This window comes from Myxococcota bacterium (assembly GCA_039030075.1).
Lineage (GTDB): Bacteria > Myxococcota_A > UBA9160 > UBA9160 > SMWR01 > JAHEJV01.
Genome location: JBCCEW010000043.1, coordinates 1 through 22,864 on the forward strand (window position 1 = coordinate 1; position 22,864 = coordinate 22,864).

A 22,864-nucleotide genomic window follows, 5' to 3' on the forward strand; every position below is an offset into this window, starting at 1 on the left:
CAGCCGAAGCCGCGGCTGCCGCGGCTGCTGCGCTGGGAACCGACGAGGCAGAGGCGATCGCCGACGCGATGCTCGATGACGCGGCCGCCGAAGAAGACGTGGCGCTCTTCTTGATAGGAGAAGGCTGGTCGATCGGTGCGATCCTCGACTTCTTCGAGGGTCGCTTCGGCGGCATGCCGGATCGCCTGCTCGGGATCTACGCGAAGCTGCTGTCCCGCTTCCAGGCCCTGCTCGACGCGGGCTCCGAATGGAACGCGGAGTACCTGCGCGAGGCCATGCGCGTCGTCGTGCTGCGGGTCCGTCAGCACCTGAACCCCGCGATCGACGATGCGAAGCGCGTGGGCGACTGGCTTCGTACGGTCGCCGGCTTGGGCTGGCGCAAGGCCGCCGTCCTCCTCGCCGGTGCCGCGTATCGCACCGAGGACATCGCCCGTTGGCTGCGCGAGGACGTCGGTGTCTCTGCATCGGCGATCGTCGAGCTCTTCCGCGGGAAGCTCGCGATGACGGCCGCGCGTGTGATCACCGTGCTGCGCGCCGCGGGCTACACGACGAAGACGACCGTCGCTGCCGTCGCATCCGCGTTCGGGGTGACCAAGGCCCAGCTCGCGACCGCGCTGCGCGAGGCGGGCGTGGACGCGAAGGAAGCGTTCGCCGCCATGGTCGATCACTACGGCGTCGCGGCTCACGCCGCGATCCAGGACGCGATGGTGGCTTCCGGCTACGCGCTCGATCAGGTGCGCGCCGCATACGAGGCTCTCGCCGAGACGATGCTGCAGATGAACGAGATGCGACTCGCCGCGTCCTCGCTCGGACGCTGAGGCGGGACCCTTCGTCTCTCGGAGCGCACCCGCCCAAACGGCGCGCGATCCGTCGATGCCGTGCGGCCCAGACGGGCCGCTGTATCGACACCACGGACGGTCGGCGCAGCCGAGCGAAGTCGAAGAACTAGAACTTCTGGATGAAGTCGTCTTCTTCTTCGGTCTTCGCGGGCTCTTCGCTCGGGATGAGCTCGTCCTCGCCGCCCTCTTCGCCGGAGAAGTCGTCCCAGGTGCCGTCGGAGGTCGACTCGATGCCGCGGAAGCGCAGCGCGAAGTCGTCCGGGTTGGACACGTGGTTGAGGGCCTCGTCGTAGGTGACGAGTCCTTCCTTCACATGCGACATCAGACTCTGGTCGAAGGTCTGCATGCCGTAGGTGGTGAATCCCTTCGAGATCGCGTCGTGGATCTCCTTGGTGCGGTCCTTGTCCGCGATGCACTCACGCACGCGCGCCGTCGACACCAGCACCTCGAGCGCCGGGACGCGACCCTTGCCGTCGGCGCGGGGCACCAGGCGCTGGGAGATCACGGCGCGCAGGATCGACGCCAGCTGAATGCGCACCTGCTTCTGCTGGTACGGCGGGAACACCGAGATGATGCGGTTGATCGTCTCGGTGGCGTCGAGGGTGTGCAGCGTGCTCATGACGAGGTGACCGGTCTCGGCCGCCGTGAGGGCGGTCTCGATCGTCTCGAAGTCACGCATTTCGCCGACGAGAATCACGTCGGGGTCCTGACGCAGCGCCGCGCGCAGGGCGTTCGCGAAGCTCTGGGTGTCGACCCCGATCTCGCGCTGGTTCACGATCGAACGCCGATCCCGGATCAAGAACTCGATGGGGTCCTCGATCGTCATGATGTGGCAGGTTCGATTGGAGTTGATGTAGTCGATCATCGCCGCGAGTGACGTCGACTTACCCGAGCCGGTGGTACCGGTCACGAGCACCAGTCCGCGCTGCTCCATGGCGATCGACTCGATCACCTTCGGCAGGTGGAGCTGCTCGATCGACTTCACGCCGAACGGAATCACGCGGAAGACGATGCCCACCGTGCCGCGCTGCTGGAACACGTTCACACGGAAGCGACCGAGGCCGGCGATTCCGTAGGCGAGGTCGACCTCGCGCGTCTCGTCGAAGCGCTTCTTCTGGACGGGGTTCATGATCCCGAAGGCCATGTTCTGAACCACGTCGGGCGAGAGGCGGTCGCCGGCCTTCAGCGGGACGAGGGTGCCGTCGACGCGGAACATCGCCGGGAGCCCGGGCTTCAGGTGGATGTCGGACGCACCCCCCTTCAACGCCACTTTCAGAATCTCGTTCAGCTCCACAGCATTCCCCTCGGCCAGCGCAACACCGGTCCTTGGGTTCTTCGACCGGAGGGCCGTGCGGCTTGAGACACGGCGCCTCAGGTCTTCCCTCCAGCCGGACGAAGAAAGCGGGGAGGAACCGAGGCGGGAGGCAGGCGTCGATGGGAAGGCAGCTGCGGGGCTTGCGGGCGCTCTTGCGTGTTCGTGGGCTGGCAATCGTGGCCGTCTGCGGGTGGCTGGCCGTGGCCGGTTGCACCGCGGGGACCCCGTTCTCGGCGCCGCCGAGCGGTCAGGTGACCGACGCCGCGACCGGCGCGCCCATTGCGGGTGCGATCGTGGTGTTCCGCTACGACCGCCAGCCCGAGGCCTCGGGCGAGGAGGTCGAGGCGCTCGCCCACCGCGAGATCGTCACCGACCGTGCGGGGCGGTTCCGCGCGCCGCGCCTGGCCTGGTCCTGGCCGGGCGCCGTCCGCATCGCCAGCGTGTGGGCGCCAGGGTATCGCTGCTCCGACACCGCCACGTCGGGGAGGATCCCTCTCCAGCGGGCGAAGAGTCTCGAAGAGCGACGGGCCTCCTGCGTCCCGGTCGCCGGAACACCGCGGGAGGTTCCGCGATACCGCGCGGCGTGGCAGTCGCTCTACCCGAGCATCTACCGACGGAGCGTCCGTCGCCCCGACGCGGAAGTCGAACGCGTGTTGTCCGCGCGCCGCGTGTTCGGGTTCGGTGCGAATTGTGAAGGGCCGGTCGTCGATCTCGCGCTGTCGCGCGACGGTCGCCGGGTGGCGTACTGGGTTCGGCGCGCTGGGCTTCCGTCGACGATTCGCATTCAAGAGCTCGGTGAAGGGCTTCGCTCCGTCGGTGAATCGGCTTCGGAGGAGGTTTCGGCTCCCGTCTGGTCCCCCGAGCTGGAGCTCGCCTGGACCGCGCGACACGAGCTCGTGTTGTGGCAGCCGCACTCGACGCACCCGCCGGAGGTCGTGCCGACACTGGGCGACGACACGCCACAGACCGCACGCGTGCTCTGGAAGCCGCCGACACCGCCGGCGGCTCCCGCGCTCGCACCGGCCCGTCCGGGGGAAGCGCCGCGCGGCCAGCCGTTGGCCGCCGATGACCTGCGCGACGCGAACGACGCGCGCGGGTCGGGGCGCCGGTTCCTGCGTCGGTCGATCCTGGACCCGCGCACGGGGCTCCCCGCAGACGTGCTCGAGACCGAGCACACCGACGGTGGCCGCTCGGCGGTCGCCTTGCCCGGCGAAGCGTGCGGTGCGCCCGGACGCTTCGGCCGGCCCGAAGACCACCTGACCGCGGCAGGCACCCTGGCCGTCGACCTGCGGTACGTCTCCGGCGGTTGTCGGCCCTTGCTCATCGACCTGCGCGACGGCCGCTTCCGCCCGCTCGATCCGACGGTGGGCGCGGTCTGTCGGGAGACGCGCGCAGCCCTGGCTCCCCGCTTCGAGGATGCCCTGCGCGGGTACTCGCTCGAGGTGCAGCGCGCACTCGCGGGCCTCGGCGCCGATCCGACCTCGGCCTACGTGATTCGAATTGCTCCCGACGGCACTGCCGTGGTCCGTGCGCGCGACCCGCTCGGGCGCCAGGTCGAGGGTCCGCTGCCGCGCTTCCCGTTGCGCACGCCGCTCCGCGAGCTCCGGATCAGCGTGGTCGGAGGGGTCCCCCTACCGGGCCGGAGCGTGCCGGGCATCCAGCCGCTCTAGGGACGTCCCTGCGGCGCGCTCGCGGGCCCGCTCGGTCCGATCGACCGGTCCGGTTCGCCTGATCCGCGCCTGAATTCCCGTGGGGGAAACGGGTGCGCGGCGGCGGCGTTTCGCAGCCCTGTGCGCGCCGGCGAGGCCGGCTCCAACGCGGCAGATCCCGTCCCACCCGCTGACCCGCGGGGGTTTTCTGGGCCCGGTGGGCAAGACCCTTCCCACATGGAAGGAACTTTCCCTCCACTCGGCCCCTTCGAGGGTGCCGCCCGGCTCACTCGAGGCGGCGCAACTTCGCGTGAAATAAGCGCTTGCACTTTTCTACCGACTCAGTGCAGAGTAGGTACAACGATTGCACAATGACGCGATGGCGCCCTTTGGGAAGAGGGCGGTGTTGCTGGGATCCGTGCCCTCGGATCCGCCTGAACAGAGTAATCGGACGGAAGTTTCGGAGCAGAGCTGACAACGCAGAGCGAACGGATCCAGCCCGGGACCAGCGCGACCCCTGATGATGCGCCGGTGAGTAGTGGCAACGAGGACCGAAAAAGCTCATCCGAACGACGCTGAACAGAAATTTTTCAGATCTGCAGATCTACTGGGACCAATAAGGGGAAGCTGGGATGAACATTCGAGGCCAGATGCGCCGCGTTCTCCAGGGACTTGCGCTCTCGCTGCTACTGCCCTTCGCAGCGAGTGCAGCCACCAACTACAACTTCGGCAACCTGACCGGCGCGAACTTCGACTTCATCGATCTGAACGAGACGGTTCAGACGGCGGATGACGAGAGCGCGCCGCTCTTCGAGGCGCCGGGCGTGCTCGGCGGCTCGGGCGGGAGCGACGTCCTGGTGTTCACGCCCTCGTCGTTCCTCGCGGACTCGGCGGGCGGCGAGGGGCAGGTGCCGCCGGACGGCAATCCGTTCGACAACACCCACTCGACCTTCAACGCGACGATCATGGGCAACGCGCCCGGCGCGTTCGTCGACAACATCATTCTCACCGAGAACGGCGATGGCAGCATCACGTCGTTCGGCGGGATCGGCGGCGTCACGGCGCAGCTCTCGGGAACGATCACGATTCTCGACACGGTCTCCGGAGCGAACGAAGGCTCGAGCTTCAACTTCGGCGTGAGCGGCGACAACTGGGTCACGTCCTACACCGGCGGATCCGTGATCGGCGACCAGCTGACGATCTCGACGCCGGGTGCGATCTCCTGGTCGGCCGTCGTGGACATCGACCTCGCCTCCGTGTTCGGCGCAAACGACATCACCAAGGTCGAACTCCAGTGGAACAACATCCTCTCGGCGTTCAGCCAGGCCACGTCGGATGCGCTGATCCAGAAGAAGACTGGGGAAACCACGCTCCAGGTGATTCCCGAGCCGACCACTGGGCTGCTGCTCCTCGGAGGACTGATCGGCCTCGCCGCGCGCCGCCGCTCGTAGGGCGGATTCGCGGCTTCGATTCCCTCCCCATCCATTTTGAGACGACCACACCTGTCCCAAGCGGAGATCCCCCAGAGTTTGCGCTCCCAATAGCAAGCGAGCCCACTGACAGAACCCGCGGCGCCTGCCCTGGGTGAAGCAGAGCTGGATCTCACGCTGAATTCGTTGCCCAAGGAGTCAATCGTGCGCAGTTCTGCTCGCTTTGCCGTGATCACCGCGGCAATTCTGTCCCTGGCGCTCCCGGCCATGGCCACCGTGAATCACGGTGACTTCGCCGGGACCGACGTCACCTTCCGGGACGTCTCCGAAACGACCACGAGTGCGGGAGACGCCGAGCCGCTCTGGGAAGCCCCGAGCCTCGGCGTCAGCGGCGATCAGCTGCTGTTCTTCCCCACCTCCTTCCTCGCGCAGTGCGCGGCGGGAACCTCGGACGTCACCTCCTCGACGCTGACCACGACCCTCGACACCACGGGGACGCCGGGCGCGACGATCGACACCGTGCAGTTCGCCGAGGCCGGTGACGGGAACCTGACCCAGTTCCCGCCCTTCGGTGATCCGAGCACGAACGTGTCGGTGACCCTCACCGGTACGGTGACGGTGACCGAGACGCTCAGCGGCCCGATCGCGCCGGTGGTCATTCCCGTTTCGGGCACCTTCGCTCCCTCGGGCTCCTTCGCGCTGCCCACCGATTTCGGCGCGATCAGCTGGAATGGCGGGATCGGGATCCTCGACGTCGCCGCGGTCGTTCCGAACGCCACGAAGGTCGACGTCTCCCTGGACAACACGCTCACGGCGAACTGCGCGGCCACCGCCAGTGCGCTGATCCAGAAGAAGGCGGTGACGGGCCCGACGGTCGCGATCAGCGTTAACCCGATCGAGTGCGACATCGACGTCGACAAGACCTGCTGCGTGCTCGAGCCGGTGAATCCCGACCTCGACGTCTGCGAAGGCGACGTCGTGCGTCTCGTCATGAAGTACACCGGCAAGAGCTGCCGGGCCTCGAACAACGACCAGGGCCGCGCGTTCCGCTGCTACGGCCGCCGCAAGGTGGGCCAGCCGGCCAACATCTCTATCATCTACGGCAGCGGCAACACCTACGCGACGCCGAATTCGAACGTGATGAAGGGCGATCTGGTCACGTTCCAGAGCACCAGCGGCACGCTGGACGAGTGGACGAAGATCAAGGTGACGGGGCCCTGGTGGCGTCGTCAGATCCTGAAGATCGATACCTCCTGCAACCGCACCATCGCCTGCGGTGACCGCTTCGGCGCCTTCGAGGTGGTGGAAGTCGAGAGCACTATCGGCGGTGTCAACGACTGCACCGCGCCGCCTCCGCCGCCGGTCTGTGCCGGTAGCCAGACCGACCCGGTCGGCACGGTGTGCGACGCCCGCGTGGTCGACATGGTGCTCGAGTACACCGGGCAGGACTGCCAGGATCCGCTCGGCAACCCGCAGAGCGGCTTCGCGGCCTGCGACGGCGACGCCACCGGCGCCAGCAACGTCGGTGTGATCTACACCGGCGACTACGGCTGGTCGCAGATCGTGTCGCCGGCGAGCGGCATCAACGACGGCGACCGGATCCGCGTCAGTGCGACCTGGTTCGGTGGCCTGCAGGCGCTCCAGAGCTTCAAGATCGTGGACGCCAGCGGCGTGCGACAGACCGTCGACTTCAAGGTCTGGTGCTCGCAGGACAAGCCGCTCTCCCTCGGTGACGAGTTCGGCAGCCTGAAGGTGGTGGGCTTCACCACCCAGAGTGGTCAGCACGCCTATCTCGGCGATGGCACGAACGGCCAGCTCGACGCCTGTGAAGTGCCGCTGGCTCCGCCGGCCCCGCACTGCACGAGCGATCTCCAGTCCCTGACGCTGGTCTACATCGGCGACTTCCTCGGGGAAGGCTGCACGGTGAGCAACGACCAGTTCGGCAACGCCACCTGCACGGGCGTCGCGGATCCGGGCGACCCGGTTCTCGTCGCGGCGGGTGCTGGCTTGACCGCGGACCCGATCGACATGATCGAGTTCGGTGACCTGGTGACGCTGGAGGCCACGGCCGGCGGCGACCTGCCGACCTGGACCACGCTCGATACCACGGGCGCGGGTGGCACCCAGACGATCTCGCTCAAGACGTCGTGCCACAAGCCGCTCAGCCTGGGCGACCGGTTCGGTTCCTGGGTGGTGTTCGGCATGGACCGCCAGGAAGAGGGTCCGATCACCCTGGGTGGCAACGTCGAGTATCAGTACAAGGTGACCAACCCGAACGCGAGCCAGCTCGACAACATCACGATCGACGACGATCAGCTCGGCGTGATCGCCAGCGGCCTGTCGCTGGCTCCGGGTGAGATGACGACGGTCAAGGCGGGCGCCACGCTCTTCGGCACCACGACCAACGTGGTCACGGTGACCGGCGATGTGGGTGGCGATGTCTGCGCCCCGGCCACCGACCAGGTGACCATCGGCGTGACGGCACCGCCTCCGGGCACCTTCTACTGCTCGGAGCCCATCAGCGAGCTCACGCTCATCTGGAACGGTGTCCAGAACATCGACGTGACGGCCTGGGAAGGTGGCGTCGGTACGAGCCTGATCGCGGCGGCCCACGAAGACGTGGCGCCGGGTGAAGCGATCACGGTGAGTGGTCTGGGCGCCGACTACCCGGTCTTCGAGATCTTCGAAGCGGGTACCACCAACAAGCTGGGCGAGTCGTCCTTCGACCTCTGGTGCAACGACTACGCCATGAACGGCGTCGAGGACTGCGGCAAGGCCGTGGGTAACCTCAAGTGGGACGACCCGACGCTGATCAACACCTGGGGCCTCGAGGGCATGGTCGATACCGACGAAACCCTCAGCTGCACGCCGACCCTGGTGCCGAATCCGCCCGTCTGCGGCTTCGGTCCCGAGCTGGCGCTGCTCCTGCCGGGCCTCCTCTGGTGGCAGCGGCGGCGGCTCCAGTCGAAGGCGTAACGCCAAGCGACACCGCAACGAAAACGCCCCGGTCGGTCCATCCGGCCGGGGCGTTCGCGTTTCGGGGGCGCCTCGGCCGATCGCCTCCGCCAACCCTCGAACGCTATCGTCGCCCCCACCGCTCGAGCGCTTCTCATGATCCCCTACATCGAGAATCCCACGCTGACCCTGGGCAGCTACACGCTGGAGTCGTTCTGGGTCCTCGTCGGGATCGCGATCATCGTCGAGTTCCAGATCGTGATGCGTCGCGCGCCGCGCTACGGCATCTCGGCGCTCGAGACCTCGACGCTGCTCGGCTGGGCGATCGGCCTTGGGATCCTCGGCGCCCACGTCTTCGACATCTTCGTCTACTTCCCCGAGCGGCTTCGCGAGGACCCTTGGGTGCTCCTCCGTTTCTGGGGGAGTCTCTCTTCCTTCGGCGGCATGCTCGGGGGCCTGCTCGGGTTGCTCGCAGTCATGCAGATCCGGGGAATGCCCGGGGCGGACCAGCTGCGTTTCGTCGACTGCCTGCTCTTTGCGCTGCCGTTCACGCTCGCCATCGGCCGCCTCGGCTGCGGCCTGCAGCACGACCACCTCGGCATCGAGTCGACCCACTGGCTCGCCGTGCGCTTCCCCGACGGTCCACGCTTCGACCTGGGTCTGCTCGAGTTCTTCTACACGAGCCTGATGGCCGGCCTCTTCGTGTGGCTCGACCGACGGCGCTGGCCCGCCGGATTCTTTCTCGGTGCCTTCTTCGCGCTCTATGGCCCGGTTCGCTTTGCTCTCGACGCACTGCGCGTCGGCGACGTGCGCTACGCGGGTTGGACGCCGGGCCAGTACCTCTCAATCGCGGCGACGCTGCTCGGCCTGACGGTCCTCGCGTGGGTCCTGCGCAGTCGCGTGTCCGACGACGAGGCTCCTGCCGCCTAGCCGAAGGGTTCCCTGGTTCGTTCCTCAGGGCCCGGGCGATTCGCTGCCAGGACCGCTCGTCTCGAACGCCTCGTGCAGATGCGCCAGACGGTCGGCAACGACGGCGATCAGGGCCCCGGCCGGCAGGTCGAGGAACCAGTGCTGCTTCGTCGCGAGCGTGGCAAAGAGGATCGCTCCTGCCCAGCCGATCGCGCTTGCGGCGACGATCCGCCGTGAGATGCCGCGCAACCCGGCCCAGCCGTGCTGGGCCAGACAGAGCGTCGAGTACACCACCAAGGCAGCGTGCAGCGAGGGCATCGAATTCAGGGGCCGATCGACCCCCACCAACCACTGGTACATCGCATGCTCGGGCACACTCGCGGGCCGCGGACCTGCCACCGGAAACAGCAGGAAACAGACGAAGGCGATCGTGCACATCACCGCGAGGCCGCGGCTGTAGTGGGCCAGTCCAGCCCGGGTCGGAATCATCAGGGGCGCGGCGGGTACCAGCACCGCAATCGACAGGTAGACCCACACCCAGTTCGGAGAGAACGAAATCGCGTCGTCGATGCCCAACGCGGGAACCGTGTGAGCCGGGAACCAGTCGACGTACTGGAGGCTGAAGTACGGGACACAGATCCCGACCGCCAGCCCCAGCAGGACTGCCACCTTTTGCGTGAGGTGGAGCTGGAGGCGCGCCCCAGGGCCGGCCTCGGGCTGATCCCCGACGTCCTCCATGACGCCATTCTATCTCAGGCGTTGCGGGCGACGGTGCTGGAGCGTCACTTTGCGCGCGCCCGCGGAGGTCTCGAGGAGGCGACCGCAGGGCAGGGCGCTGCAAGGCACCCGCCGGGGCCGGGAGGGTTCCGCGCCAGGCGCAGGCACCTCCCGGCCCATCGATCAGGCTTCGGCGCTCGCCTCCTCCGCCTCCCCCGAGCTGGCGGCGGACTCGCCGTCCTCGACGTGTGCCGGAACGGCCCGCTTCAGGCCGTGGTGTCCATACACCGCGTCCGCAAGCCGTTCGCGGGTGTCCACGTTCTCGAGCAGGAAGCGCCGCGCGTTCTCGCGTCCCTGCCCGATGCGCTCTCCGTCGTAGGAGTACCAAGCGCCACTCTTCTCGACGAGGCCCGCTTCGACGCCCAGGTCGAGCAGGTCTCCCTCTCGCGAGATGCCCTGGTTGTAGAGGATGTCAAACTCGGCCTGGCGGAACGGGGGCGCCACCTTGTTCTTCACCACCTTCACCCGGGTGCGGTTGCCGACGACCTCGTCCCCGTCCTTCAGCGCCGCGATGCGCCGCACGTCGAGGCGCACCGAGGAGTAGAACTTCAAGGCGTTCCCGCCCGTGGTCGTCTCGGGGTTGCCGAACATCACGCCGATCTTCATCCGGATCTGGTTGATGAAGATGACCGTGGAGTTCGACTTTGCGACCGTACCCGTGAGCTTGCGCAGCGCCTGGCTCATGAGCCGCGCCTGCAGGCCCACGTGGTGGTCACCCATTTCGCCCTCGATCTCGGCCCGTGGCGTGAGCGCGGCGACAGAGTCGACCACCACGAGATCGATGGCTCCCGACCGGAGCAGCACGTCGACGATCTCGAGGGCCTGTTCGCCGGTATCGGGCTGGGAGACCAGGAGGTCCTCGATCTTCACCCCCAGGCGCCGGGCATACCCGACGTCGAGAGCGTGCTCGGCGTCGACGAAGGCGGCGACGCCGCCCTGCCGCTGCACCTCGGCGACCGCGTGCAGGGAGAGAGTGGTCTTACCACTCGACTCGGGCCCGTAGATCTCGACGACGCGCCCCTTCGGCAGACCGCCGATGCCGAGGGCGAGGTCGAGACTCGCAGAACCCGTCGAGAACGCCTCGATCTCCCGATCGATGCCGTCTTCGGTCATCGAGAGGATGGCGCCCTTGCCGAACTGCTTTTCGATCGCGGAGACCGCGTGGGCGATGGCTTGCTGCTTCTGGCCCTCGGGCGCCTTGCCCACCGCGCCATTGCTCTTGGTTGCGCTGCCGTTGGATCGACTCTTTGCCGTCATGGGTTCTCTTCCTTTCGGTAGTTGTGCGTCGTGAGATGGATGGGTGCGAGCGATGTCGCGCTTCAGGGGTGAACGGGAGCGCTGGCTCCGTCACCGGAGCCCCCCGCTTCGGGGGCCTCGAGCGGAAACCGAGCCAGCGGTGAATATCGAGCGCCCTCTGCGGACAGGTCGCTGCGGAAGAGCACGCATTCGGTCACGACCGAAGCATCGGCTGCCGTCGTGACGGATGCGGTCACGCTGGGCAGACGCACCCGCTTTCCGCGTCGCACCCGCGCGAGGGTGAGGTGCGGTCGATACGGTCGGTCCTCCGCCATCGGCACCCACGCTGCGACCGCGTCGCGCAGGCGCGCAGCGAGATCGGCGAGCGGCGCCTGCGGGCGTGCGGGCAACACGACCACCCGAGGGCGACGCGATTGGGGGAACCCGGTCGGGGCCTCGAAACGCAGGGGGAATCCGCACACCCCGACGAGCGCTCGTTCGGCGGCCTCTCCCAGGACGGGGAGGTCGGCGCCAGCGACGTTGCCGAGGAAATGCAGCGTCACGTGGAGCGCCTCCGCCGGGACCCAGCGCAGGGCGTCGACGTCCTCGCCGTCGGCGCGCAATGCTTCTCGGACCGCGTGCTGCCACGCGAGCGCCACGGAACGCGAGGCCTCGTCCAGAGGCACAGCGAGGAACGCTCGAACCCGCGCGTCATCGTCCACCCCGCGACCCCGGTGCCGAACCTCCGCCTGCGCGCCGCAATAGCGTCGGTCCCACCAGCGGCTCCCCGAGCATGCGTCGACGGATCCAGTCGAGCGCCACCTGGGCCGTGAGCTGGCGGTGCCGGGCGCGATCGAGCGGGAAGACGAAGTGGTCGGCGTGAACGCCCTCTGCGTCGGCGAGCGCCAGGTGCACCAGGCCGACGGGCTTCTCCTCGGTGCCGCCATCGGGCCCCGAGATTCCCGTGGTGGCGACCGCGAGGTCGGCACCGAAACGCGCGCGCGCCCCCTCGGCCATGGCGCGTGCGACCGGCTCCGAGACGGCGCCATGCTCGGCGAGGAGCTCCGCGGGGACCCCCAGCTGGGCTTCCTTCGCTTCGTTGGCGTAGGCGACGACGCCGCCCTGGAAGTAGCGCGACGCGCCGGCAACGTCGGTCAGCTTCTCGGCGATCAGGCCGCCGGTGCACGATTCGGCGACCGCGATGCGCGTGCCCCGCTCGCGCAGCAGGGCCCCCACCACGTCGGCCAGAGACGCTTCGCCCTCGCCATAGACGATCGCGCCGAGGCGCTCGCGGATGGTCGCACAGACCGCGTCGAGCCGGGCTTCGGCCGCGGCGACGTCGGTCGCCCGGGCCACGGGACGCAGATAGTTGTCGGGGAAGGACGTTCGGAACCCGAGGCTTACGTCGCCCGAGGCCGCGACGTCGGCGAGCTCGGCGTCCAGCGAGGACTCGCCGATGCCGAAGGTGCGCAGCAAGCGAGCGCGCACGACCTGTCCGCCCGACTGGCGACGGGCGATGCGCGGGAGCACCTGCTCGTCCATCATGCGCATCATTTCGCGGGGCACGCCGGGCATGCAGAAGAAGAGGGCGCGTCCGACATCGAGGCCGAAACCTGGCGCGGTTCCGATCGGGTTGGCGAGGACGTCGGCCCCTTCCGGGAAGTAGGCCTGGCTCGCGTTGTTGTCGGTCATCTCCCGTCCGATGCTCTCGAAGAAGGCGCGGATGCCCGCCAGCGCGTCCTCGTCGAGTCGCAGCGGTCGCTCGAAGGCCTGACCGAGGACCTCGGAGGTCAGGTCGTCGCGGGTGGGGCCGAGCCCGCCGGAGACGAGCACGACGTCGGAACGGTCGGCCGCGCGGTGGAAGGCATCGACCATGTCGGCCGGCTCGTCGCGCACCGACGCATGGAAGTGGGTCTCGATATCGAGGGACAACAGCCGATCCGAGAGAAAGGCCTTGTTCGAATCGACGATCTCGCCGCGAAGAAGCTCGTCGCCGATGGTGAGGACCTCGGCCTTCACGCGAGCGCTCCGCTGGCGGCTCCGGCCCAGACGACCACCGCGGCGAGTACACCCGCGACGAGGTCATCGGCCATGACGCCGAGGCCCCCTTCGAAGCGGCGCTCGGCCCAACGCACGGGGCCCGGCTTGGCGATGTCGAAGGCGCGGAACGCGACGAAGCCCGCCAGCAGCGGGAGCGGCGCACGCCAACGCGCTTCCGGCAGGACGAAGAGCAGGGGCACGAGCGCGACCAGCTGCCCGGCGACTTCGTCGATGACGATCCGCCCGTCATCGTGCTGGCCAAACAGACGCTCGGCTTCGGTCGATGCCCACACCCCAACGACACTCGTCGCCACGATCAGTACGGCGATCGTCCAGCCGCCGAGGGAGAGGCCCAGAGCGAAGAGGCCGACGCCCACGGCGGCGCCGAACGTCCCCGGCGCGACCGGCACGAAGCCCGCGCCTCCTGCCGTGGCGAGTGCCAACGCCAGGGTCGATCGCCAACCGCGATGCGACGTCTGCGAGGCCGCGTCGGGTCGGGCTTCGGCTTGTTCTTCGGCCGACGACAAGCGGTGCTCCGGCACGCTCCCGAGGGTTCCCGGACCGCATCGGCCACGTAGCGCGAAGCGGACTGGGACGGCACGCCGCTCCAGGGTGTGGTCAACCCAACGCACCCCGGGTGGAGGCACTGGGTCTCGGCGCTCGGCGCCAGGCCCGCGTCAGCGGGTTCCGAACGCGCGCAGCGAGCGCTGCCCTGCAGCGGGTGATGGGTTTCCCTACGGGTTCGGCGGTTGGAGGAGGACCGCAGACGACGCCTCAGCGGGGACCGGGCGACCGCTCCAAGGTACCCGCGGCCCGCCCGGAAGGCCATCGTTTCAGAGGCGAAAAAAAGGAAAAAACGAATCCAAAAATGTCAATGTTCTCGAATACTTCCGCCAGAGCCCACGCTACGCTCCCGCCGATGCAGGGGCCCGTGCTCGGACTCGACCTGGGAGCGCGCCGAATCGGTCTGGCCGTCTCCGACGAGGACGCCACCATCGCGTTTCCGGTGGGCTGCCTCGAACGTCACGGTCTCGAGAAGGATCTGGCGGCCCTGGGCGAGCTGATCCGCGAGCGCTCGATCCGGGCCATCGCGATCGGGTTGCCCCTGCACATGGACGGGCGTGCGGGCAGCGGAGCCGAGGCCGCGCGCCGCTTCGCGACGGCCCTCACCGAAGCCACCGAACTACCCGTGGAACTGGTCGACGAGCGCTGGACGACAGCCCAGGCGGAACGCACTCTTCGCGACGCGCCGGCGTCCAAACGTCGACGCAAGGGTGAGGTCGATGCGCTGGCCGCCACGCTGATCCTGCGAACCTATCTCGAACAGCCGCGCGAGGGCGCTCCGTGATTTCCCGCATCCTGCTCTTCCTGGCGATCGCTGCCGTCCTGGGGGCCGCTGCCCTCGGAGGCTGGCTCTCGCAATCACTCGAACCGCTCACCGACGAGGCGGAGCCCGTGCTCTTCACCGTGGAGCCGGGCGAGTCGCTGCGCGGCATCGCGACGCGCTTGCAGCGAGAAGGGCTCGTCCGAGACGTCGAGGCCACGGTACTGCTCGCGCGGTATCGAGAGCTCGGACAGAAGCTCTCGGCCGGCGAGTTCTTCCTGTCGGCGGATCAGTCCCCGAGCGAGATTCTGGACGTTCTGGTGAAGGGGCGTCCTGCGACGTATCCCGTCTCGATTCCGGAAGGACTGACCGCAGTCGAGATCGGTCGCGTCATCGCCGACGCGGGTCTCGTCGATCGCGAAGCCTTCGATGCGGCCTTTGCGAGCGCGGATCTCCTCGAGCGCTGGGAGATCCCCGCGGAGAATCTCGAGGGGTATCTCTTCCCCGAGACCTACCGCTTTCCGAAGGGGCTCGACGGGGAGCAGGTGGTCGAGGTGATGCTCGAGCAGTTCGAGCAAGCCTGGGGTCAGGTGGCGGCCCGCGCCGCGGAGCGCGGGCTCTCGCGCCACGAGGTCGTGATCCTCGCTTCGATCGTCGAGAAGGAGACGGGCGCCGCCGAAGAGCGGCCGTTGATCGCCTCGGTGTTCGCGAATCGCATCGAGCGAAACATGCGTCTCGAGTCGGATCCCACCATCATCTACGGCATCCCGGACTTCGACGGCAATCTACGACGCCGCCATCTCGACGACGCGAGCAACCTCTACAACACCTATCAGCATTCGGGGCTCACGCCGGGGCCGATCGCCAATCCAGGTCTGGCGTCCCTCGAGGCGGTGGTCGCGCCGGCCGAGTCCGACTATCTCTTCTTCGTGTCCCGCAACGATGGCACCCACGTGTTCTCCGAGTCGTACCGGGATCACGTCAGGGCCGTCGATCGCTACCAGCGCCGTCGCGGGGGCAGCTAGTGGCGGCACCGCTCGACCCGGCTCGCTTCTACGGAGAGCACATCCCCCGCCAGTTCAATGCGGCCCTCGATGCCGAGCAGGAGCGCGGGGAAGCCGGTCGCCGGGTGCACGCCGCCATGCGCGCCGTCAACGCCACGATCCAGGTGGTCGTCGAAGGGACCGACGGCGGGACCTTCTTCCTGAACATTCGCGAGGGTCAGATGGAGGCCGGGGCGGGTGCGGACCGGCCTCCGTTCCTCACGTTGCTCCAGGATCGCCACGGGTTCGATCGACTCGCCGAGGAAACCGGGGACTCAGCGCTCGCGCTGCTCGGCGGTCTCTCGGGGATCACAGGCGAGCTCAAATTCACGCGGGACCGGATCGAGCGGCTTCGCGAGATCGACGGGCTCGTTCGCTTCGAGGTGACGGGGGAGGGCGGCTTCGCGCTTCGCACCCACTTCGGTGAAACACCCGTTCCCAACGCGCCGAAGACCACGATCTCGGTCGAAGACGCCGACTATCGGGCGCTGCGCAGCGGCGATCTCGACGCCCAGGAGGCCTTCATGACCCAGCGGATTCGCGTCGATGGCGACATGCAGGCCGCGCTGCAGCTCGCGATGGCGGCTCTCGAAGACGCCTGAGCCGGCTTGCCTCACGCGCCGCGGGCCTCGATAATCGCGGGGCGCGCTGGCTCGAAGCCATGCTTCGAGCGGAGGGAGACATGGTCGGTTCTTGGTTGTTGCTGGGGTTCGCGATGGGCATCCGGCACGCGCTCGAAGCCGATCACATCGCCGCGGTGGCGAGTCTCTCGGCGCGCTCGGCGGGGCGCCGCGAGCTGCTGCGGGTCGCCGGCGCCTGGGGCCTGGGTCACGCGCTGACTCTGGTGGGTCTGGCCAGTATCTGGGTGGCCACGGGCGTGACCGTTCCCGAGCACCTCCAGCCCTGGCTGGAAGCCGCTGCGGGGGCCCTGCTGGTCTGGCTCGGAATCGACCTGCTGCGTCGGCGCTTCGTGGGGCCGCCGCGTCTGGACGCCCACGAGCATCGCGACGGCACGCGGCACGTCCACTTCCACTGGGAGCTTCCCGACGGCGCGGGCGAGGCGGAGCACCCGCATGCGGAGCGCCCGCTGGGTCGCGCGCTGCTCGTCGGAGCGGTCCACGGGTTTGCCGGGTCTGCGCTGCTCGGGGTGTTGGCGGCGCAGGGTGCCTTGCCGGCGGCCGCGATCGCGTACGCCGTGCTCTTCGGTCTCGGCGCCACCGCCGGGATGCTGCTCTTGTCGAGCGCCGTGTCGGTGCCGCTGCGCTGGCCGCGCGTGCAAGCGCTGGCCTACGGCCGTCCCTGGCAGTGGACGCTCGGGACGCTCTCGATCCTGATCGGTTGCTGGGTCGGCGGGCGCGCTCTCTGGCCCGGGGTGGGGCTCTAGAGCGCTCGCGTCGGCGCGCTAGTTGAGCGCGACGTCCTTCAGCAGCTGCAGATTGTCGAGGGCCTTGCCCGCACCGTGTACGACCGCCGAGAAGGGGTCGTCGCTGCGCAGGATCGGCAGCTTCGTCTCCTGACGGAGCACGTGGTCGAAGTCGCGCAGGAGCGATCCACCGCCCACGAGCATGATGCCGCGGTCGACGATGTCTGCGGCGAGCTCGGGCGGCGTCTTCTCGAGGGTGAGGTGAACGGTCTCGACGATCGAGTGGATCGGTTCGACCAGAGCTTCGGCGATCTCCTCGCTCGAAGCCACGACGACCTTCGGGATACCGGCGACGAGGTCGCGGCCTTTGATCTCCATCGTCTCCGACGGACCCTCGGCGGCAGACGCCGTCGCGATCGTCATCTTCACCTGCTCGGCGGTGCGTTCACCGATGAGCATGTTGTACTTGCGCTTGACGTAGTTGACGATGGCCTCGTCCATCTTGTCACCGCCGCAGCGGATCGAGCTGGAGGTCACCACGCCCGAAAGCGAGATCACGGCGACGTCGGTCGTGCCGCCGCCGATGTCGACGACCATGTTCCCGGTCGGTGCCGTCACGTCGAGGCCCGCGCCAATGGCCGCGGCCATGGGCTCCTCCATCAGGAAGACTTCGCGTGCTCCGGCCGACAGCGCCGACTCTCGCACCGCGCGCTTCTCCACGCTGGTGATGCAGGGCGGAACGCAGATCACGATGCGCGGACGGATCAGCTTGCCGCGGTTGTGCGCCCGCTGGATGAAGTAGCGGAGCATCGCCTCGGTGATTTCGAAGTCGGCGATCACGCCGTCCTTGATCGGGCGGATCGCGCGGACGTCCCCGGGCGTGCGCCCGAGCATCTCTTTCGCCTCGAAACCCACGGCGCGCACGGTCTCGCCGCGCCCGCCCGGATCGGTGGTCACGGCGACGACACTCGGCTCGGAGCACACCAGGCCCTTGCCGTGCACGTAGACGAGCGTGTTGGCCGTCCCGAGGTCGATCGCGAGGTCGTGAGAGAACAGGCCAGCGAGCCAGTCGAACAGCATCGAATCCCTCCCCGGCGGCAGCGGGCCGCGGGTCTGTAGGATTCGTATCGGCAAAAGACGGCGAGAATTGAGCCGTCTGACACCACCGGTGAGGCTCGAACTTGCACGAGCCTCGCCGGTCGCTGTCGAATACCCGTGTTCCGCCGGGAGCGGAACCGACGCGGCCTATTGGAGCGGCGTCGCCTCGTCCGTCACCGTGGTTGCGGCGTCTTCGGTGGCTGCGGGCGCGCTGCCGGTGTCGGCGGCGGGTGCCAGGGCCACGAGGGCCTGCAGCGAGTTCATCTTCTGGAAGACCTCGGCCACGGCAGAGCGGACCAGGGTGAGCTGCATGTCGTAGCTCTGGACCTGCTGGTTGGCTGCGGCGAGCTCGGCCCCGAGGGTCTCGACCTCGCTGGAGAGCGCCACGATCTGCTCGGCCTGGGCCGACGCGCGCTGGGACTGGCTGTAGAGGCCGAAGAGGGAGCCCACGAGCAGCAGGAGCACCACGCCGAAGGCCAGCCAGGAGACGCCCTGACGCTCGGGCTCCTCGGGCGCGGCCGAAGGTGCCGGGTCCGGGCTCGAGGCGTCTTCCGGAACCGCCACGAGCTTCGGTGCCGCCTCGGTGGCGGGCGTCTCGGGGGTGGAAGCGGGGGCCTGCGGGGTCTGTTCGGCGGGCTTCGGCTCGGCCATGGATGTCTCCGGGTAGATGGCGCCCGCTCGGCGCGGGCGACGAATGGGGTGGAGTGGGCGACGGGCGTCCGTCAGGCGAAGTCTATCGGCCAGCGGCCGACGGAGCGAGGCCCCGATACCGCGGACCTCCGTCGGTGCGGGCTCCTCCGGGCCGGTTTCGGCCGGCGGAGACGCGTGCGGCGCCGTTAGGACTGGATGACCAGCTTCGAGAGGCTGGTCTTCCGCAGATTCGTCTTCTGAATCGTCCGCACGAGCTCTGCCACCTTCTCGATGTCGGTCTCGAAGGGGTTGTTGCAGATGACGCGAACGTTGAGGAGGTTGCCGAGGCGGATGTTCGACCAGTCGAGGTCGTACTGGATCGAGTTCTGCCGCGCGAGCTTGATGAACTCACCGCGCATCCGCGCCCGGGTATCCGGGGGCGGCTCGGTCTTCGCCTTGATCACCTCCTCGTCGTCGAGGATGCGCTCGACCAGGCCTCCGCGCTCGAGCAGGTAGTACAAGCCGCGGTTGAGGCGCAGGTCGTGGTACTGGAGGTCCAGCATGAAGACGCGCGGATCGTTCCAGGTGGTGTCGTTCCGCTCGATGTAGGAGCGGATCATCTTGCGCTTGATCACCCAGTCGATCTCGCGATCGAGCTTGTCCGGGTCGTCGTTCAAGCAGTCGAGGACGTACTGCCACTTCTCCACCGCATCACGCAGCTCCTCGGAAACCGGGTACTGCTCGATGTACTTCTGGGCCATCTCGCAGTACTCCATCTGGATCTCGATCGGCGAGTACTCGCGGCCGTTGTCCAGGCGGAGCTTGCGGTGGCAGGTGGTGTCGTAGGAGATGTCCTTGATGGCCTTCACCGGGTTGCGCAGGGTGAAGTCCTGATTGATGAAGTTGTCCTCGATCATCTGGAGGACGACCGCGCAGGCCCCGACCTTCAGGAAGTTCGTGTACTCCGACATGTTGGAGTCGCCCACGATGACGTGGAGCCGGCGGTACTTCTCGCGATCGGCGTGGGGCTCGTCGCGGGTGTTGATGATCGACCGGTCGTTCGTCGTGGTGCCCGAGATCTTCTGGTAGATGTGCTGGGCGCGCTGGCTGATGCAGTAGTGAACGCCGTCCTGGGTCTGGAAGACCTTGCCCGCGCCGCTGTAGATCTGGCGCGTCACCAGGAACGGGATCAGCTGCTCCGCGAGGTAGTAGAAGTCGACGTCGCGGTCGACCAGGTAGTTCTCGTGGCAGCCGTAGGAGTTTCCGACGAAGTCGGTGTTGTTCTTGAAGATCGAGAGCTTCCCGGCGATCCGCTCCTCGCGGATCTTCTCCTCGGCGTAGATCTGGAGATCTTCGAGGATCCGCTCGCCCGCCTTGTCGTAGACGATGAGCTGGCGGGGCGACGCGCACTCGGGCGTCGCGTACTCCGGGTGGCAGCCCGTGTCCTGGTAGAAGCGGGCACCGTTCTCGAGGAACACGTTCAGGAAGTGTTCCGTGGTGATCAGCTTCTCGAAGAGGAATCGGATCGCCTTCTCGACCGGGAGCGTCTTCCGCCCCTCTGGCGTGAAGATGATTCCGTACTCGGTCTCGATGCCGTAGATCCGCTTCTGCACACGAACCGCCTGTCTGTCTGTCCGAGGAGCCTACGAGGAGAGGAGCCCACTCACCTCATCGGTGGAGAGCCTGCGGAACTTTCGGCCGTTCCGCGCTCTCTCGAGCACGCAAACCTCGAGGTTCTCTGCCGGGACAGTAGGCTGTCCGTCTGCCGCCCGCTCCAGCGCCTGCCGACCCAGCTTTAGGCAATCCCCAAGGGGAAGGCCCGACTTGTACTGGCTCTGCAGGAAGCTGCCGAGCTCCTCGGCGGAGCCCCCGATGACGCAGAAGCCCTCGTGGTCCGACACGCTGCCGTCGTAGAGGATCCGGTAGATCGAATTCTTCTCGTGTCCGGCGAGCGAAGGATCGCCCACTTCGGCCACCACGACCTCGACTTCCAGGGGCTTCATCTCCCGGGTGAAGACGTCGCCCATGGCCTGGGAGTACGCGTTGGCGAGGGCCTTCCCGCGCACGTCGTCGCGGCTGTAGGAGTAGCCCTTCATGTCCGCGAAGCGGACCCCGATCTTTCGCAGCTGGTCGAACTCGCTGAACTTGCCGACCCCGGCGAACGCGATGCGGTCGTAGATCTCGCCGATCTTCGACAGGCTCGAGGGATTCTCGGCGACCATCAGGATGCCGCCCCCGAACTCCAGCGTGAGGCTCGACTTGCCCCGGCCGATGCCCTTGCGGGCGTACTCGGCCTTGTCCTGCATGACCTGCTCGGGCGAGACGTAGAAGGGCATGCTCACGACTGGGGCCCTCCGTCGGTGGCCGCATGGCCGTTGCCGTTCGCGCGGCGCTCCATGATGCGGTCGAAGGCGACCCGGATCTCGCTCTCGGGCGCCTGGTCGATGCCCGAGTTGGAGCAGTAGATGACCGTCGGGAAGATCCCGCGGACCGTATCGATGCCGCCGGTCCCGCGGTCCTCGTCGGCGGCGTCGGTGAGCGCCTGGACCGCCATCTCGAGAGCCTCGGGGCGCGACGCGTCGTCGTGGTGCGACTTCTTGAGCGACTCGCGGGCGTAGAGGCCGCCCGAGCCGGTCGAGTCGAACTCGGCCTCCTCGTAGCGCCCGCCCGTGACGTCGAACTTCCAGAGCCGGCCCTGCTCGCGCCGCAGGTCGTAGCCGGCGAAGAGCGGCACGACGACCATGCCTTGCATGGCCGCGGGCAGGTTCGCTCGGATCATCTGGGAGAGCTTGTTCGCCTTGCCGTCGAGCTCGAGGGGCTCGCCCTCGATCTTCTCGTAGTGCTCGAGCTCGATGCGCATCAGGCGCGCCATCTCGATGGCGGGTCCGGCGGCTCCCGCGATGGCGATCATCGAGTGGGCGTCGGTCGCGTAGACCTTCTGGACGTCGCGAGACGCGACGCGCAAGCCCTCGGTGGCGAGGCGATCGCCCGCGACGATCACGCCATCGTTGTACTTGAATGCGAGCACGGTGGTGCCGTGCGGCACCGAGAGATCACTCGCTGCCTTGCCCAAGCTGCCAGGGTCCCAAGCGAGCTCCGGGTGATCCACCCGCAACAGCTCGCTGAAGCTCGACCCCTGGTAGGTCCCCCCGAATCCGAAACGCAATCCGCCCCCCTCGGCGTCGGCCCTACTGGCCTCCGCGCTGAACGTAGTTCTTGACGAACTCTTCCGCGTTCTCTTCGAGCACCTCGTCGATCTCGTCGACGAGTGCGTCCATGTCTTCCTTCAGCTCCTCGCCCTTCTTGGCGAGCTTCTGCGGACCGCCGCCTTCCTTGCCGCCCTCGTCGCCGCCGCCGCCCTTCTTGGGCTGCTGCTTCTGGCCGCCCTCGGCGGCTCCGAAGATCGGCGCGTGGCTGGCCTGGGGTCGGGTCGTCGTAATGATGCGCATGCTTGGCTCCGTGTCGGTCCGGTTCGTTCGCTCGTTCAGGCCCGCAGGTTCTTGACCAGGTCGGCGGCCGTGGTGGAGCTCTCGAGCAGCTCCTGCACGTGGGCCTGGGTGCCATTCAAGGGCTCCGCCATGAGGATCCTCTTGATGGGCTCGCCGTCGACGCCGAACGAAATGGAATCCCAGTTCACGCCGAAGACGGCCGAGCCGTATTTCTTGAGACACTCGCCGCGGAAGTACGCGCGCGTGTCCGAGGGAGGCGTGTGGATCGCCGCGACGATCTCGTCGTCCGTCACGATGCGCTCCGCGCGCCCCTGCCTCTCGAGAAGATAGTACAGGCCCTTGTCGGGGCGCAGATCGTGGTACTGCAGGTCGAGCATCTCGACCTGGGGCGACTGCCAGTCGAGTGACTTGCGCTCCATGAAGCCCTCGATCATCCGCTTCTTCATCACCCAGTCGATCTGGGTGTCGAGCTCCATCGGATCCCGGGCCAGGCACTCGAGCGCATGCTGCCACTTGGTGAGCACGTCCTTGGTGATCGGATCCAGCGACTGTCCCGAGGTGTAGGCCAGCGCCATGTCGAGGTACTCGGCCTGGATCTGGACCGCGGTGAGGCGCTTGCCGTCCTCGAGCTGCAGCTCGAGCTTGCAGCTGGCGTCGTGGGAGGCCTCGCGGATGGCGCGGACCGGATCGCGCAGCGAGAGGTTCCGCCGGATGGCGCCGTCCTCGATCATCGAGAGCACGATCGCCATCACGCCGTTGCGCAGGTAGATCGTGTACTCGGACATGTTGGCGTCGCCCACGATCACG

22 protein-coding genes are annotated in these 22,864 nt (G+C 67.9%); 9 read left to right on the forward strand and 13 right to left on the reverse strand.

Features of this window, described 5'->3' with window-relative positions; genetic code table 11:
• Positions 1 to 818, forward strand: an 818-nt coding sequence (locus AAF430_25960) for a hypothetical protein (GenBank protein MEM7413702.1), incomplete at its 5' end; no start/stop codon positions are given.
• A gap of 127 nt (positions 819 to 945) precedes the next feature.
• Here the strand turns inward: AAF430_25960 and AAF430_25965 are convergent.
• Positions 946 to 2,109, reverse strand: a complete 1,164-nt coding sequence (locus AAF430_25965) for a type IV pilus twitching motility protein PilT (protein MEM7413703.1) — start codon at positions 2,107 to 2,109, stop codon at positions 946 to 948.
• 164 nt (positions 2,110 to 2,273) lie between these two features.
• Here AAF430_25965 and AAF430_25970 point away from each other — a divergent pair, with 164 nt between their 5' ends.
• The 4 genes from AAF430_25970 to AAF430_25985 all read left to right on the forward strand — a co-directional run bounded on the left by AAF430_25970 (position 2,274) and on the right by AAF430_25985 (position 9,118).
• Positions 2,274 to 3,824, forward strand: a complete 1,551-nt coding sequence (locus AAF430_25970) for a carboxypeptidase-like regulatory domain-containing protein (protein MEM7413704.1) — start codon at positions 2,274 to 2,276, stop codon at positions 3,822 to 3,824.
• Positions 3,825 to 4,435: 611 nt separating this feature from the next.
• Positions 4,436 to 5,254 carry a PEP-CTERM sorting domain-containing protein gene (locus AAF430_25975; GenBank protein ID MEM7413705.1) on the forward strand — a complete coding sequence of 273 codons (819 nt, stop codon included), beginning with the start codon at positions 4,436 to 4,438 and terminating at the stop codon, positions 5,252 to 5,254.
• A 183-nt stretch (positions 5,255 to 5,437) separates the two neighbouring features.
• A complete protein-coding gene (locus tag AAF430_25980; protein MEM7413706.1) occupies positions 5,438 to 8,209 on the forward strand; it encodes a hypothetical protein in 2,772 nt (923 codons plus the stop codon).
• A gap of 135 nt (positions 8,210 to 8,344) precedes the next feature.
• Positions 8,345 to 9,118, forward strand: a complete 774-nt coding sequence (locus AAF430_25985) for a prolipoprotein diacylglyceryl transferase family protein (protein ID MEM7413707.1) — start codon at positions 8,345 to 8,347, stop codon at positions 9,116 to 9,118.
• 24 nt (positions 9,119 to 9,142) lie between these two features.
• Here the strand turns inward: AAF430_25985 and AAF430_25990 are convergent, their stop codons facing one another.
• The 5 genes from AAF430_25990 to AAF430_26010 all read right to left on the reverse strand — a co-directional run bounded on the left by AAF430_25990 (position 9,143) and on the right by AAF430_26010 (position 13,677).
• The gene (locus tag AAF430_25990) at positions 9,143 to 9,835 is read right to left on the reverse strand and encodes a phosphatase PAP2 family protein (protein MEM7413708.1); all 693 of its coding nucleotides are present in this window, start codon (positions 9,833 to 9,835) and stop codon (positions 9,143 to 9,145) included.
• A 162-nt stretch (positions 9,836 to 9,997) separates the two neighbouring features.
• Entirely contained in the window at positions 9,998 to 11,131 is a 1,134-nt protein-coding gene (recA, locus tag AAF430_25995; protein ID MEM7413709.1) for a recombinase RecA, read from the reverse strand.
• 62 nt (positions 11,132 to 11,193) lie between these two features.
• Positions 11,194 to 11,832, reverse strand: coding sequence for an RNA 2',3'-cyclic phosphodiesterase (gene thpR / locus AAF430_26000; GenBank protein ID MEM7413710.1), 639 nt, complete (start codon positions 11,830 to 11,832; stop codon positions 11,194 to 11,196).
• Entirely contained in the window at positions 11,822 to 13,129 is a 1,308-nt protein-coding gene (locus AAF430_26005; GenBank protein MEM7413711.1) for a competence/damage-inducible protein A, read from the reverse strand. The genes thpR and AAF430_26005 overlap by 11 nt, the downstream gene beginning before the upstream one ends.
• A complete protein-coding gene (locus tag AAF430_26010) occupies positions 13,126 to 13,677 on the reverse strand; it encodes a phosphatidylglycerophosphatase A (protein MEM7413712.1) in 552 nt (183 codons plus the stop codon). Before AAF430_26010 ends, AAF430_26005 begins: the two co-directional genes overlap by 4 nt.
• A 392-nt stretch (positions 13,678 to 14,069) precedes the next feature.
• Between AAF430_26010 and ruvX the strand changes: the two genes are divergently transcribed.
• The 4 genes from ruvX (at position 14,070) to AAF430_26030 (ending at position 16,901) form a co-directional block, all read left to right on the forward strand.
• Positions 14,070 to 14,498 carry a Holliday junction resolvase RuvX gene (ruvX, locus tag AAF430_26015; protein ID MEM7413713.1) on the forward strand — a complete coding sequence of 143 codons (429 nt, stop codon included), beginning with the start codon at positions 14,070 to 14,072 and terminating at the stop codon, positions 14,496 to 14,498.
• Positions 14,495 to 15,499, forward strand: coding sequence for an endolytic transglycosylase MltG (gene mltG / locus AAF430_26020; GenBank protein MEM7413714.1), 1,005 nt, complete (start codon positions 14,495 to 14,497; stop codon positions 15,497 to 15,499). Before ruvX ends, mltG begins: the two co-directional genes overlap by 4 nt.
• Positions 15,499 to 16,119 (forward strand): SCP2 sterol-binding domain-containing protein, encoded by a 621-nt coding sequence (locus AAF430_26025; GenBank protein ID MEM7413715.1) that lies wholly within the window; start codon positions 15,499 to 15,501, stop codon positions 16,117 to 16,119. Before mltG ends, AAF430_26025 begins: the two co-directional genes overlap by 1 nt.
• 80 nt (positions 16,120 to 16,199) lie before the next feature.
• The gene (locus tag AAF430_26030) at positions 16,200 to 16,901 is read left to right on the forward strand and encodes an urease accessory protein (GenBank protein MEM7413716.1); all 702 of its coding nucleotides are present in this window, start codon (positions 16,200 to 16,202) and stop codon (positions 16,899 to 16,901) included.
• An 18-nt stretch (positions 16,902 to 16,919) separates the two neighbouring features.
• Here AAF430_26030 and AAF430_26035 read toward each other — a convergent pair whose 3' ends face one another.
• The 7 genes from AAF430_26035 to AAF430_26065 form a co-directional block, all read right to left on the reverse strand.
• The gene (locus AAF430_26035; GenBank protein ID MEM7413717.1) at positions 16,920 to 17,960 is read right to left on the reverse strand and encodes a rod shape-determining protein; all 1,041 of its coding nucleotides are present in this window, start codon (positions 17,958 to 17,960) and stop codon (positions 16,920 to 16,922) included.
• 165 nt (positions 17,961 to 18,125) lie between these two features.
• Positions 18,126 to 18,629, reverse strand: a complete 504-nt coding sequence (locus AAF430_26040) for a hypothetical protein (GenBank protein ID MEM7413718.1) — start codon at positions 18,627 to 18,629, stop codon at positions 18,126 to 18,128.
• A 185-nt stretch (positions 18,630 to 18,814) separates the two neighbouring features.
• Positions 18,815 to 20,221 (reverse strand): Pup--protein ligase, encoded by a 1,407-nt coding sequence (gene pafA, locus AAF430_26045; protein ID MEM7413719.1) that lies wholly within the window; start codon positions 20,219 to 20,221, stop codon positions 18,815 to 18,817.
• Positions 20,222 to 20,251: 30 nt separating this feature from the next.
• On the reverse strand, positions 20,252 to 20,944 hold the full coding sequence (gene prcA, locus AAF430_26050; protein ID MEM7413720.1) for a proteasome subunit alpha: 693 nt from the start codon (positions 20,942 to 20,944) through the stop codon (positions 20,252 to 20,254).
• A 2-nt stretch (positions 20,945 to 20,946) separates the two neighbouring features.
• Positions 20,947 to 21,774 (reverse strand): proteasome subunit beta, encoded by an 828-nt coding sequence (prcB, locus tag AAF430_26055; protein MEM7413721.1) that lies wholly within the window; start codon positions 21,772 to 21,774, stop codon positions 20,947 to 20,949.
• Between the two features lie 22 nt (positions 21,775 to 21,796).
• On the reverse strand, positions 21,797 to 22,012 hold the full coding sequence (locus tag AAF430_26060; GenBank protein ID MEM7413722.1) for a ubiquitin-like protein Pup: 216 nt from the start codon (positions 22,010 to 22,012) through the stop codon (positions 21,797 to 21,799).
• A gap of 80 nt (positions 22,013 to 22,092) precedes the next feature.
• Positions 22,093 to 22,864: proteasome accessory factor PafA2 family protein (locus AAF430_26065; protein ID MEM7413723.1), on the reverse strand; the 772-nt coding region annotated here is incomplete at its 5' end.

Bases quoted from the DNA above. Each gene is read 5' to 3' on its own strand.
- AAF430_25970 (MEM7413704.1), top strand. From the start codon at position 2,274: ATGGGAAGGCAGCTGCGGGGCTTGCGGGCGCTCTTGCGTGTTCGTGGG.
- AAF430_25975 (MEM7413705.1), top strand. From the start codon at position 4,436: ATGAACATTCGAGGCCAGATGCGCCGCGTTCTCCAGGGACTTGCGCTC.
- AAF430_25985 (MEM7413707.1), top strand. From the start codon at position 8,345: ATGATCCCCTACATCGAGAATCCCACGCTGACCCTGGGCAGCTACACG.
- AAF430_25990 (MEM7413708.1), bottom strand. From the start codon at position 9,835: ATGGAGGACGTCGGGGATCAGCCCGAGGCCGGCCCTGGGGCGCGCCTC.
- recA (MEM7413709.1), bottom strand. From the start codon at position 11,131: ATGACGGCAAAGAGTCGATCCAACGGCAGCGCAACCAAGAGCAATGGC.
- ruvX (MEM7413713.1), top strand. From the start codon at position 14,070: ATGCAGGGGCCCGTGCTCGGACTCGACCTGGGAGCGCGCCGAATCGGT.
- AAF430_26030 (MEM7413716.1), top strand. From the start codon at position 16,200: ATGGTCGGTTCTTGGTTGTTGCTGGGGTTCGCGATGGGCATCCGGCAC.
- AAF430_26035 (MEM7413717.1), bottom strand. From the start codon at position 17,960: ATGCTGTTCGACTGGCTCGCTGGCCTGTTCTCTCACGACCTCGCGATC.
- AAF430_26040 (MEM7413718.1), bottom strand. From the start codon at position 18,629: ATGGCCGAGCCGAAGCCCGCCGAACAGACCCCGCAGGCCCCCGCTTCC.
- prcA (MEM7413720.1), bottom strand. From the start codon at position 20,944: ATGCCCTTCTACGTCTCGCCCGAGCAGGTCATGCAGGACAAGGCCGAG.